This is a genomic window from Subtercola boreus (genome assembly GCF_003399635.1).
Taxonomy (GTDB): domain Bacteria; phylum Actinomycetota; class Actinomycetes; order Actinomycetales; family Microbacteriaceae; genus Subtercola; species Subtercola boreus_B.
This window is the reverse complement of record NZ_NBXB01000017.1, coordinates 1-11,941: the sequence shown is the minus strand read 5'-3', so window position 1 is coordinate 11,941 and position 11,941 is coordinate 1. Positions and strand designations below refer to the sequence as shown.

The window sequence follows — 11,941 nt, the reverse complement described above, 5'->3', positions numbered from 1 at the left end:
CGTGCAGACCTGCTACATCGCTGAGACGGTCACTGGCACGGTTCTGGCGCAGGTTACCCCGTTCAAGTACTCGTGGAACCGGGTTCTGAACGGTGCCGGCGGTGGGAACGCGGACTTCCGTATTTCCGCTGTCGGCCCAAACCTGAACTGGAACGACCTGCTTACGCCGTGGTCTCGCACGTTCGTTGTGTGCGAGGAAGGTGTGGTCATCTATGCGGGGTTGTGTATTTCGCGGGATGACGACATCGGGTCGAACACGATCAGCCTGAAGCATCAGGACATCCGGGTTCTTCTGGATCGGCGTTCAACGTTCGGCACGAATGGATACTCGGGCGGCACGCCTGACAACAAGCTCGAGCTCGTCAACATCACGGCCGACCGTTTGGCGGCGTGGGTTTTGTGGGCGGGGACGGAAGCGCCTGCCCTCGCTAATCCGAGCTTCCGACTGCCGATCATCCCTATCGCCAAGGGGACGACGACCGGTGGCGGTACGGAGAGCGAGACGTACTTCGACTACCAGTCCACGGTTGTGGGTTCGGCAATGACTGAGGCGCAGAACCGCGACCGCGGACCTGACATCGACTTCCTGCCTCAGTGGGGACCGACGCACAAGCTCGAGTACCGGATGCGTGCAGGCACAGCATCTAACCCGCAACTGACGGGCGCTCTGCTTGAGTTCAACCTTGCGACCTCGAATCACGGTCTCGTTGACGTGAAGCGGACGGTCGACGGGAAGAACCAGGCGACCTACATTTACGCGGTCGGCGAGGGCACTGAAGCTGACATGAAAGTGAAGACGGCGAAGAACGAATCCTTCGCGCCGGCGCTCGAGAAGTTCGTCCAGTACAAGAAGATCGGCGACGAGACGGTTCTGCAGTCGCACGCTGACGCTGACCTGAAAACCTATTCCTCTCCCGTCGAGCAGTGGTCGTACCGGCTGCAACTTGACTCGATCCAATACCAGCCTCTCGGGACGCTACACAAGCTGTGGTTCGAGGGCAGCCCGATCATCGAGACCGGCTGGCACACACTCCGGGTCATCGGTTGGTCCGGCGATGAGACGCGCTGGGTAACTCCTGTTCTGCAACCGATTGGGTCCGAATGAGAATCGAACGCACCGATCAGGGCGAGCTCGACAAGATCGTGTCTGCCCCTCAGGAACAGGGTGTCGCAACTCCGCTCCGTAACAGTTCCGTGTCAGGTGGTCAGACCCGTTTCAATGGTGAGTCGTCGCTGATCGTGAACGGTTCCGAGGATGTCTTCGGCACCTTGAATGTGCAGGGCACGCTGAACGCTGACGGCACCGTGAACCTGACGACGACGATCAACGTCACCGGGTCGCTCACTGTCTCCGGACCCTCCGGGTTCACCGGGCAGGAGACGCACGTCGGCAACGAGTCGCACTCGGGCATCCAGACCTACACCGGTAACGAGACTCACAATGGCACCGCGATCAACAATGGTGCGACGACGAACAACGGCGATGTCACCAACATCGGTAAGACGACCCAGCAGGGCGACTACGAGGGCACCGGCAAGTTCAAACAGACCGGCGAAGAAGAGCACACCGGCAATGAGAAGCACACCGGGAACATCGAGAACAACGGCACCACGACACAAAAGGGTGACATCAACATTGTTGCCCCCGGCATTCTCCGCGTCGGAGCGGGGGTGCAGATCGAACCTCTTGCCCTCGGCGGCGGCAGTATCAACTTCAATCCCGGCGGCTCCGTTTTCGCGTCCGGCCCGAATCTCGGCTTTGTTGCACCTGATGTCACGGTGACGTTCTCGTTGGGCAATGGGCGCGCGGTCCTGAACGGTGGCCTGCTCGTCAGCAATGCCCTGAATCTCCCGGGCATCACGACCGCACCTGGCGGGGTCACGATCACGCCGCTCTATCTCGGCTCTGACGGCCGCGTCTACAAGTAACGGAGAAGCACATGGCATGGGTCAACTGGGCAAAGTGCGAGAACGGCGAGGTACCCAACTCGCTCACGGTCGTCATCGGAACGTTCGGACAGAAGGAGCTGCGCCTCAACCCTGCAGCGGCCGCGGCGTTCCTCGCATGGGACGCCGAATTCTTCGGACGCACCGGCATCCACATCCGGTTCTCCGAGACCGGCCGGGACATCGCGACCCAGGACTACCTCTACGACGGATGGGTGAATCGTAGGCCCGGATTCTTCCCGGCCGCGAAGCCGAAAACCTCAACGCACGGCGAGTGGACCGCCGGCGACGTCCTGTCGTCCGTCTACTCGGCCCGGATGGAGCTGCACGACATCCTCGTCGAGACCGGACACAACCACGGCTGGTCGTGGGAGCTTGTCGGCGAACCCTCGCGCGAGCCCTGGCACTTCAACTTCATCGGCGATCCGCTCAGCCTGACGGTCGCCCAGTTCAATGCTCGACACACACAAGGAGAAGACGACATGAGCGCTCAGGACGTAGCCGACATCAAGACCGCAGTCACCGCGGCCGCAGCAGACACCGTGCAGAAGCTGAAGCCCTCCGCAACCATCGCAGGCCGCACCGCTGACGGTGGGATTGCGATCTTCGGCGCCGATTTCGTCGAGGACGGCATCGCAGAGCCCGCACGTCTTGGCAAGCGGGGCCGCAGGATCTTCCGCAGCGCTGACGAGTACGGCACCTTCAAGACCATCTGCGACACCATCAACGCGAACGGTGGCGAAGCGCCCGTGCTTCCGACCTTCGACAAGGTGGTCTTCCTCGACGAGAACGGCTGGGCGACGTTCAACTCGTTCTACCAGGAGCCGTAACCCACCCCTCTCTCCTCGGAAGGGGGCACCGTGACGAAGACTCTGCAACAGGGCTTCCGTTTCGTTTTTGAACTCATCGCAGAACCGCGAGTCATCCGGCTCATCATGTTCGCGATCTACATCACGTTCCTTGCGGCAGGGTTGCTGGTCATTCAGTCCCCGTCGAACGGAATCATGAAGGTACTCGGCCCCGGACTGGTGATCGTGTTCGGCACGTTCCTCGCGGTCGGCGGGCTACTTGGTTCGGTCGCTGTGCTACCTGGGGTGTGGTGGTTGGAACGTGGCGGCATCATCGCCGCAGTAACCGGCCTGCTCATGTACATGGTCATCATCGTTGTTCTGGGTACGTCCGCTATCGGTTTCCCTGTGGCATTGATGCTCATCGGTTTTTTGGTCATCCGTTGGATGGAGATTCGCCGCTACCAACTCGCGCCACGGAGGTAGCACATGGACACCGGTCAACTGCTGGTCACGATTCTCGGCGCAGGTGGCGGCAGTGCCCTTCTCCTCGCTCTCATCCAAGGCGTCTTCAAACAGCTTTCGGGTTCCGCGGGTCGCGAACGGGTCAGGAATACCAGCCTCGAGGCGCAGAGGGTCGCAGCGATCGAGGAACGCGACCAAGCGAACGCCGAACGCGATGCTGAAGCGAAGAAACGCCGCAAGACCGAAGAGTACGCATCAGTGCTCCGACGCCAACTGAACGAAGCCGGGATCGCACCCGCACCCTGGCCCACCGAAACTATCTAGGAGACACCATGAGCACCCCAAACCCCGGCAACCTCGGAACGATCATCACCTCCGCTGCGATCAGGAAGGGAATCTACTCGACGTATGTCTTCGCCCTTGTCCTCGTCGGCGGCGTGCAGGTCGCGTTCGCGAACCCTGACCTTGGCGGGCAGCCCACTTGGCTCACCGTCACACTCTCGGTTCTCGCGTATCTCGGTGTGCCGATCGGCGGTCTCGCCCTCGCGAACACCGCGAACGTCACGCCCACGAACACGACGACCCTGAATCAGACGATCTACCCGCCCGCAGGTGTGAGCGCTGAGAGCGTCGCAGAGTCAGCGCGTCACGCGATCAACCAGCAGCTCGGCGACTGACCCTTAGCCAGACAGGAGCATCACATGTCTCAGACACAAGAAGAAATCAACCTCGTCGTTCAGAGCACGGTGGAGTCGATCGTGGCATCCATCCGCAACAACTGCACCCCGCCCTCCGATGCGTACACGGCTGGTGGCGACCGCCTGATCGGCGCAGTCGCGGACTGGGTGGAACACCCACCCGAGTGGGTCAAGGCGACATGGGCCGATCAGGCTCGTGCGAACCCGCGAAGCCGAACCGCTGCACCTCTCGGCGACTGACCACCACCTCTCACCTCTCGTAGCCGTCCTGATCTGGGCGGCTTTTTTCATGCCCAGATTGGGGTCGCATGGCGCTCGAAACGATCACCGGGTTCATCACAACCTACGCCCGAACCGCGACGACACTTCCCGGGTTGAGGCTGTTCTTCGTGCCCACCGGGAATGCGGTGCAAGGCGATCACCTGTTTGTCACGCAACGCGTTCAGGCGACTATCTCGAACGCCTCAACGGGCGCCTTCACCGTCAACCTGGAAGCATCCGACACCCTCTACGGGGTGCCTGACGGGTCGCTGCGGTACTACCCGCGCATCGAGTGGCTGGACTCCGCAAACAACAGTATCGGCATGGACTTCGTGCAATGGCAGATGCGCGTCCCTGTGGGCGGGGGGACGCTCGAAGACATCCTCGACGCCCCAACCAACTCAGACGCTCTCTACTTCTCAGCCGCACCCACGTATGCGGATCTTCTCGTCGACGTCGGCAATTTGTCGCCTGGCACTGATGTGTATTGGACGGCCGCCCCTGAGGGCGAAATCAACTACTTCGAGGCGGCGTAAGCATGGTCGGACTTATCCCCAAGGGGCGCATTCAGTACGCGAACGACGCGGTTACCGCTGACCTTCTGGAAACAGAAGACAGCCTCACCCGCAACGCAGCGAAGGGCATCGTTGACCCGCTCGTCTCGTCTGCTCTCGCTGACCCCGCGACGAGCGGAATCGTGACGGGTGCCGCTGTCACGGCCGTTGCGGCTCAGCTCGGAAACGCAGGCATCGTGAAGGGTGCCCGCTCGCTTACGCGCAGGTGGGGCCGAGGCCTCGTGTTTACGTTCGGCGGCAAACTGACGTGGCTGCAGACGGACTTGAAGGGCAACCCGCCCCGCGAGTCCGCCGCTGCGATCGCGGCCGCCGGCGACTCTGGCCTGTTCACGCAGGGCGCGATCCAGAAGCGGCAGATGTCGAGGCGTTGGCCGTACGCCCTGCCGATCATCATCGGCGGGAAGATCGTCGCCTACTTCGACTGGGCTGGAAACCTCTTCTCCGGAGACGGCACGTTCCTCGCAGGCAAAGGCGCAGTGAAGTCGTGGAACGCCTTCGGCGACTCGACCACCTTCGGCGCCGACCTCACCGACCCGACGAACCAGTGCTGGACAACACTGCTTGGCACGCTGCTCGGCATCACGATGGGCAAGTACGGCCAGCCCGGAGCACGTGCAGACGAGATCACCGCCCGCGCCGGCGCACTCCGGGTCAACGCAACCGTCACGGGCGGGACCATTCCCGCGCAGGGCGGCTCCGTCATGCTCACCGGGCTGACCGCCGACACCCTCCGTGGCACGAACATCGCCTCGTACGAGATCGAGGTCGTCACACCGGCCGGGCAGCGCATCCGCGGCACCCTCTATCGCACCGACGCGAACGTGCGCACCTTCACCCGCACCAGCGCAGGCGGGGCGGTCGCCGTCGGAAGCGTCTACATCGACTCGTACACCGGCCGCCAGTGGCGCGACAACCCCGCACTGTTCGGCATGGGCATCAACGACGAACCGCTGCTCACTGGCAATGGCGGCACCCGCACCGTCCTCGATGTTCAGACATGGTACCGGGCGCAGATCTCGACGTTCCGGGACGAGTGGTGGAACTGGGGAGTCCTCGACCGGGGCGCCTCCGAGGCCGCCGGGACCGTGAACGGCGACTACATCCGCGCGCTCGAGGCGTGGTTCGTGTCCACGCAGGGTGTCCGGTTCATCCCCGTTCGCCGGTACCTCGCGTCACCGCAGGCCCTTGCCGACGCGGCGCTGTATCAGGCCGGCTTCACGCCGACCAGCCAGGACAACACCGACGTCGCTGCGGGCACCGTTCCGCAGTCGCTCCGGTTCGCCGGTTCCGTGCACCTCAACCCGCTCGGGCACCAGCTCATGGCCGCGTTCATCGCGTCGTGGCTGCGGCAGTACTCCCGATACGCATCCACCTTCACCCTCGCCGCTTAGGAGGCACCCATGGCAACCAACAATGGCACCGTGATCAACATCGCGGGAACACCGGATGCGGGCAACACCTACGCCGACGTCCCGTGGCTCGCCGAGCAGATCACCTCCGACCGTGCCACCGGCGGGAACGCCGCCGACATCAACGGGCGAGTACTCGACGCGCTCTACGGTGACGACGGCACCGTGCACGTCTGGACGTCGAACGTCGCGAACGCCTTCGCGATCGTCAACGGCTCGATCGTGCGAGGCAGCGTCACCACGTCAGGACAGATGACGACCACCGTCAGCGCAGCCGATCAGGAGTTCGGCGAGCTGGTCACCATCCTGCCGGCGGCGAACGGGAACGCGATCTACTACGACATCCGGTTGAACCTGGCTGCCGGAGCGGCCGGGGCGCGGAACTCGTACCGAATGAAGCTGGTGAACCTCGCAGGCGTCGTCTACATCGAGATGTACCGCCGCACGAACGCGTCGACCCTCATCGGCGCGGCCGCCACGTGGATCGTCGGGGTTGGCGACAAGATCGCCATCCGCGCCTACGGCAACAAGATCATGATGCTCCGCAACAACATCCTCCTCGAGACGTACCTCGACGTCTCAACCGACTACCACCCGACGGGCGGCTTCGTCGGTGTCGAGTCGGGCACCGCGGCGAACTTCGGCTTCACCGACATCTACATCGAGAAGTCCCTCGGCCCAGCACCCGTGTAGCCGTCTCAGGATGGTGGCCCGGAGTGGCTGTATCGGGAAGCCCCCAGACGATCGCGCTGGGATCAGGCGGGCGCTCGCGTGTGCCTCGTGAGGTTCGAATCCCACCCATCCAATTGACAGAAGCCCCCCACCTTCTCTTCGGAGAGGATGGGGGGCTTCTTGTTATTCGTCCAGAAACAACGCTCCCGGGACAAAGGCAGCCGCCGGCAGGAGTTTTAGGACGTTCACTTCCGCATGCTGAGCGGGGAGTGTTGGCCATTTCGCGGGCTTCAACCGCGGCCAGAGTAAACGCGCTGTTCTCCAACCAGGCACCGGGAGCTGTTCCTCGTCGATGAGAGGATGTGGGCCGTGCACGACGACAAACGCGACTCGCTGCGCGCCGAGGAATGTCTGACCTAGGCTCGCAGGGAATGCAGCATCGATCTTGTCTTCGGGGCTACCTAAGTGCGCCCCTTGCTGGGTCAGCCGGAATTCGTCTTCAGCCGAGTCCATGGCGAACATCCAGACTGAAGTTTTTGGCGGTGGTTTTCCTGTTTCGCGAAGGCCGCGCAGGTCCTCCAGACTAAAGGTTCTGGTCTCCGGATCATTTTGTTGGAACATGGCGGCCGTCTTCACGGCCCAGAGGGCCGCTATGTCCGATTCCGAGTCGGTGAGCGTGAACCGTTCCCAACTGTTCAGTCGCGAGAACACGGGCTGAAAGGAGTCTTCAAGCCGGCTCATCCAGCCGTTGTTGCAGTTCGCGCAGACTGCCTTCGCGACGAGTTGCATCTGCCCCGATGACATCCCGCGAGGCTGGTTGAAGAAAATCGGAACCCCTCGCTCGAGTCTCATTCGACTGATCATGTGGGGATGCGGAGTCTTTCGTAGGGCGGCTGGAGAGACACCGTCAAGTTTCCGCATCCACTGCGGCCAGATATGTTCGCGTGTCAACGGTGTCGAGCCGCAAAATACGCATACTCGCGTTGCCATGGGACTGATCATAACGACGCACGGTACGCGACCAGCAGATCGTGCGCCGGCGGCCTCTGCGGCGCCCCTCCCAGACGTTCGTGCGCCCTGCTGCCGGCCTGCGCGTGCTGCCACGATGACGCAGCCCGGTTGAAGTCCCATGCCGCCTCACACGCCGCAGCGAGGGTCCGGCACCAGCAGATCAGCTCGCGACCCTTCGAGGTCTCCTGCCATGTCACGACCCGATACCAGTCCTCGACCTCGTTCTTCGGACCACGGAACCGCAGCAGCCGGATGACGGCCCACGGGTTCGGTGATGCGGGGTGCTTCAGCACCCACTGGTCGGGCACGGCGAGCATGGCAGGGTGCCAGTCGGCCACACGGGTTCCTCTCTCGAGCGTCCCGGCCGACGAGCTTTCACCATAGACGAGCGCACTGACAGCGGCTACCGTCGCACCATGGAATGCGTCGTCGAGGGGTGCACGGGCGACCCAGTCGAGCGCCTGACCGTGAACCACGACGGGCTGCTCGTAGACTATGCGATCTGCCGGGCGCACGCCGTCGCTGTAAGAGATGGTGCGTCTGTAGCGGCGCCAGCGGAGCCGACCCGCGGCCTGATCGGGCCGGCCTGAGTCAGGCTGGTTTGTTCAGCCTGATGTCGTCAAGGGATCGCAGCTCCTGCCAGGTGTCCCGCGGCGCCGCGTCACGAGTCGAAAGCACGAACCCGAACTGGTCCGCCACCATCAGGTCGGCGAGACCAAGGTTCGTGAGTGCTTCGATATCGCGGATGCTGACCTGGTAAGTCTTGAACGGCCCGAGCGGCGGCGAGTTACCGGCTAAGTCTGCTTGCGCCTTTCGGAGGTCGATGTCGTCGAGCTCGGGCGTTTGGTCAAGAACGAACCCAGCGGCGGCGAGATGAAATGATCCGTCCTCGTGCTCCTCAGCCCAAGCCGCGATCTTCCAGAACAGGCGCGGGATCTGAATGCCGCGGTACGGCGGGTCATCGTCGGCAAGTACCGGTCCGGTAAAGACGCTGATCTTCTGCTTGTAGACCTGCGCGTAGTCGAGCACATGGTTCTCGAGCCCGCCCCACAGTTCCGCGGATTGGTTGAATTCGCCCGCCTGAGGTGCGCAATTCGTGTAGACGAACGTTGCCTGGTTCGCGGCTGTAGCGGTCGCCAGATCGCCCCACACGGGGTCTCGACGTCGAACCTGATGGCCGCGATCGAGATCGTTGTTCGCGTAAATCTCGGGGCCTGCCTGCTCTGACGCTGATATTCGGGTGTCGAGATGCCAATGCTCCCCGCGTTCGATGTCGCGGAGCATAGCTCCGTCGATATTTACGCCCGTCACCGCTGGGAGTCGACGCTGCGGATCTTGCAGGACTGTGAAGTGGATGTACTGAAGGGAGCGAACCAAACGACCGTCCTCAAAGTCGGGCAGGATCACGCGAATGGGCAAGAATTCAGAGCTGTATCCAAGGACTAAGTCAGTCACGGGTTTACGGAACGATCGCAACGACAAATACGTCGAAGTTCAAAATCCGCTGCTGCCTGTAGGTGTTCCCGAGAATACCGCCGCCTGATGAATTCTGGAGGGCGTTGATCATGCAGTGACTGGCTCCGATCTCACCCGTCTGAGCCGGATCGGTGAATGCGCAGCCCGAAAATGTTCGGAGTGGCGTTCCACCACCTTGTTCGGTGCTGGCAAACGGGTACTCGTCACAGGACTTACCCTCAACAACGACGGGTTTTCCACAGACAGTATTACGGTTCGAGTCAATCCAAGCCTGGTCGGTAATCCGAGTCAACGGTTTCATAGGGTCGGCGCCAGGCAGGCCGGACGCTAACGCTCGGGAGATGTGCCGCGCGAGTTCGGGATTGGCCGCGGTGGAATAGGTCAGTCGTCCGGGCGCTGAGGGGAACACACATCCGGGTTTGGGGTACTTCCCACCAGCTTGGTTGTCGCACCTGGCATACATTCCGTCAGTCCCGAACCCCGCGTAAGACTCCGGAAAGAGATATTCAAATTGCCAACTTGGCTCGACATTCACATTCGAGCCAACAGCCTTGGTGTTCGGTTCCGAGAATGCTTCCGCCTCTTTCCAGGTTGTCATACCCGTAAGCGAGGTTGAGGTGATTGCCCCTGGTGTGGTTTGGATGCAACTGTACCGACATCTACTCTCCGCGGTGAAGGTAGCCCCACTCACATCGCCTTTGATCGTAGGTACTGAAAACCCTATCTGGGACCCCACCGTTGCAATGGTGTAGTTGGTGTACTCGAAGTGGTAAACCGTTTGCGTCGCGGTCCCGACGACCCTCGTTGCCCCATTTGTAGTGACACGTTTTTCGATTGTGTACAGCTTCACAATGCAGGCTTGGGTTCTCTTGGCAACATAGAGCCCACTGGTATCGGCGCGACAAAACGTCGGTAGCGGTTGTATAGATCGAGCCGTCGGAGATGTCGACTCGGACCCAGAAATTTTCGAAGTGGACACGCAGAAGCTTGCTCCGCCCGCGTCCGACCCCGTGCACACAGGCCCGGCAGGGTCAGTTGCTGGGTTATCGGGTGCCACCAGCACTGACTCCAGATCTTCAGCCTCCGCATTCGACTGCTCAAGCAAAGAAGTTCCGTCCGTCATAGCCATCGATCCACCGGATTTTTCGACGGCTATCGCGCTCTGGGGTGCGACAAGACAAGTTGCCAAGACGATTGCTGACATGATTCCCAGCCGCCGCTTCGTGAAGACAGTCATGCTTCCCCCTACTTAGTGTGACCCCGATCCCCCGGTCACTAGTCGGACTCTAGGGCGCTGGCGTAGGGTTGTCCAGAAAAATGGACCCCTAAGAAAGAACAACTCGTGATTCTGTTTTCAGAGAACGTCTTCATTTCATATGGCTACCTGCAGCTGGTCAGCGGTGACGACGACTACCTCGACCTGACGGATTCGTTCAAAGGACAATCAAACGGCCTGCTCGGCGGCATGCATAGTGGTCGCCTTTTCATGCTTACCGGGACTCAGACTGGAGAGATTCCTCTAACTGTCAGGCTCGGACATTCCGACGAAACGGGATGGGAAGAAATTGTCGAGGCTCCGCTAGCGCCGAACTCGTTCGATGTAGCACTGTTGGACTGGTCAGGTGAAGTAGTGACGAGATTCGAATTGCCAGAGCCCTCCTACAGAGCGAGATGGTCGGCAAGCGGAATGGGCGATTCCTTGGACAATCCCGGAAGCAATGAACGATACGAACTGAGTCTTCGGCCTGCGGCTTTCGAGCCCGATGCAACTATTCGCCAGACGAGCGGGGCCGCTCGGTCATGGCGGTCCTCTCTCGGGTTGGTCTGAGAGAAAGAGTTTACGGCCTGAATGCCCGACGACCTGCTTGATTACGCCCCTAGGCATACCTGATTCGAATATGAGATCTACCGCACGGTAACGACTGTCATGCAGTCGCAAGTCGAGAGCTTTGCATGCGGAGGGGAACGCTCTGATTTCTATGATCAGCGGCAGGGCAACTCCTCGCCTTATGACTACTATCGAGCGGACCGTGCGGATCTGCGTCTGGCTTTGTACGCATTAGGCGCCCAGACTGAAGTCGATCCAAAGAGAAGAGGGTTCCATGCCGATCGGAGGAGAGCTAGCGGTCCGTAAGGGCGATGTTTGGGCATTCCGGGAGAAGCCGAGCCTGCCCCTGGTAGCTGCTCAAATTATCAATCAGCCGGCAGGCTATGACTCCAGCATCACTATTCGATTGGTCCAGGACCTTCCCCGGGGACTGATTAGTACGCGTCGCAACAAATTGCCCTGTAAATGGCAAGACGCGGAGGCCTACCTCGAGAAACATCCAGAAGTACCCCGGGAATGGCCTACTCCCGACCCGGATCGGATTCCACCGGATTATGAGTTAGATCCAATTGACGTCGCCGCCACTGACCTCTTCTCTATCGGTCAGAGCACACTACGGCGCATCGTTCGAGATGAGTTAGACCGCACGGTTGCGGTGCCTCGAGTTTCACTGAATTACGCCGAGGTGACGTCCCCTCGAGTGGTGTGCTTTCGCTTTGCCGGTTGAGGTCAGTGGTTGAAGCTTAGGCGGCGATGAGTTCGGGCAGTGTTGTCACCTCCTCGATCGCGGTGGTTGGGTCGTTCATGGTCT

Annotated in this window: 15 protein-coding genes; 11 read left to right on the top strand and 4 right to left on the bottom strand. The window is 61.2% G+C overall.

Annotated elements, in window-relative coordinates; all coding sequences use genetic code 11:
* Window position 1 precedes the first annotated feature (1 nt).
* From B7R22_RS05360 to B7R22_RS05315, 10 genes are all read left to right on the top strand, one after another.
* Complete coding sequence (locus tag B7R22_RS05360) at window positions 2–1,105, top strand: hypothetical protein (RefSeq protein ID WP_116410766.1); 1,104 nt, start codon at window positions 2–4, stop codon at window positions 1,103–1,105.
* Window positions 1,102–1,929, top strand: a complete 828-nt coding sequence (locus B7R22_RS05355) for a hypothetical protein (protein WP_116410765.1) — start codon at window positions 1,102–1,104, stop codon at window positions 1,927–1,929. Before B7R22_RS05360 ends, B7R22_RS05355 begins: the two co-directional genes overlap by 4 nt.
* An 11-nt stretch (window positions 1,930–1,940) precedes the next feature.
* Window positions 1,941–2,777, top strand: a complete 837-nt coding sequence (locus tag B7R22_RS05350; RefSeq protein ID WP_116410764.1) for a hypothetical protein — start codon at window positions 1,941–1,943, stop codon at window positions 2,775–2,777.
* A 30-nt stretch (window positions 2,778–2,807) separates the two neighbouring features.
* The gene (locus tag B7R22_RS05345) at window positions 2,808–3,221 is read left to right on the top strand and encodes a hypothetical protein (RefSeq protein ID WP_116410763.1); all 414 of its coding nucleotides are present in this window, start codon (window positions 2,808–2,810) and stop codon (window positions 3,219–3,221) included.
* A gap of 3 nt (window positions 3,222–3,224) precedes the next feature.
* Window positions 3,225–3,524 carry a hypothetical protein gene (locus B7R22_RS05340; protein WP_116410762.1) on the top strand — a complete coding sequence of 100 codons (300 nt, stop codon included), beginning with the start codon at window positions 3,225–3,227 and terminating at the stop codon, window positions 3,522–3,524.
* 8 nt (window positions 3,525–3,532) lie between these two features.
* Window positions 3,533–3,877: a hypothetical protein gene (locus tag B7R22_RS05335; RefSeq protein WP_116410761.1), complete on the top strand. Its 345-nt coding sequence runs from the start codon at window positions 3,533–3,535 to the stop codon at window positions 3,875–3,877.
* 24 nt (window positions 3,878–3,901) lie between these two features.
* A complete protein-coding gene (locus tag B7R22_RS05330; protein WP_116410760.1) occupies window positions 3,902–4,138 on the top strand; it encodes a hypothetical protein in 237 nt (78 codons plus the stop codon).
* 68 nt (window positions 4,139–4,206) lie between these two features.
* A complete protein-coding gene (locus B7R22_RS05325; protein WP_116410759.1) occupies window positions 4,207–4,695 on the top strand; it encodes a hypothetical protein in 489 nt (162 codons plus the stop codon).
* A 2-nt stretch (window positions 4,696–4,697) separates the two neighbouring features.
* The gene (locus B7R22_RS05320; RefSeq protein ID WP_116410758.1) at window positions 4,698–6,125 is read left to right on the top strand and encodes a hypothetical protein; all 1,428 of its coding nucleotides are present in this window, start codon (window positions 4,698–4,700) and stop codon (window positions 6,123–6,125) included.
* Between the two features lie 9 nt (window positions 6,126–6,134).
* Complete coding sequence (locus tag B7R22_RS05315) at window positions 6,135–6,836, top strand: hypothetical protein (RefSeq protein WP_116410757.1); 702 nt, start codon at window positions 6,135–6,137, stop codon at window positions 6,834–6,836.
* A gap of 162 nt (window positions 6,837–6,998) precedes the next feature.
* Here B7R22_RS05315 and B7R22_RS05310 read toward each other — a convergent pair whose 3' ends face one another.
* The 4 genes from B7R22_RS05310 to B7R22_RS19115 all read right to left on the bottom strand — a co-directional run bounded on the left by B7R22_RS05310 (window position 6,999) and on the right by B7R22_RS19115 (window position 9,900).
* Window positions 6,999–7,619, bottom strand: a complete 621-nt coding sequence (locus B7R22_RS05310; RefSeq protein WP_147305305.1) for a hypothetical protein — start codon at window positions 7,617–7,619, stop codon at window positions 6,999–7,001.
* Between the two features lie 194 nt (window positions 7,620–7,813).
* Complete coding sequence (locus B7R22_RS05305) at window positions 7,814–8,341, bottom strand: hypothetical protein (protein ID WP_116410755.1); 528 nt, start codon at window positions 8,339–8,341, stop codon at window positions 7,814–7,816.
* Window positions 8,342–8,417: 76 nt separating this feature from the next.
* Window positions 8,418–9,281, bottom strand: a complete 864-nt coding sequence (locus B7R22_RS05300; protein ID WP_253258896.1) for a DNA/RNA non-specific endonuclease — start codon at window positions 9,279–9,281, stop codon at window positions 8,418–8,420.
* 4 nt (window positions 9,282–9,285) lie between these two features.
* Window positions 9,286–9,900 carry a NucA/NucB deoxyribonuclease domain-containing protein gene (locus B7R22_RS19115; RefSeq protein WP_172582219.1) on the bottom strand — a complete coding sequence of 205 codons (615 nt, stop codon included), beginning with the start codon at window positions 9,898–9,900 and terminating at the stop codon, window positions 9,286–9,288.
* A 744-nt stretch (window positions 9,901–10,644) separates the two neighbouring features.
* Here B7R22_RS19115 and B7R22_RS18745 point away from each other — a divergent pair.
* The gene (locus B7R22_RS18745; protein ID WP_147305304.1) at window positions 10,645–11,130 is read left to right on the top strand and encodes a hypothetical protein; all 486 of its coding nucleotides are present in this window, start codon (window positions 10,645–10,647) and stop codon (window positions 11,128–11,130) included.
* The last annotated feature ends 811 nt before the right edge of the window (window positions 11,131–11,941 follow it).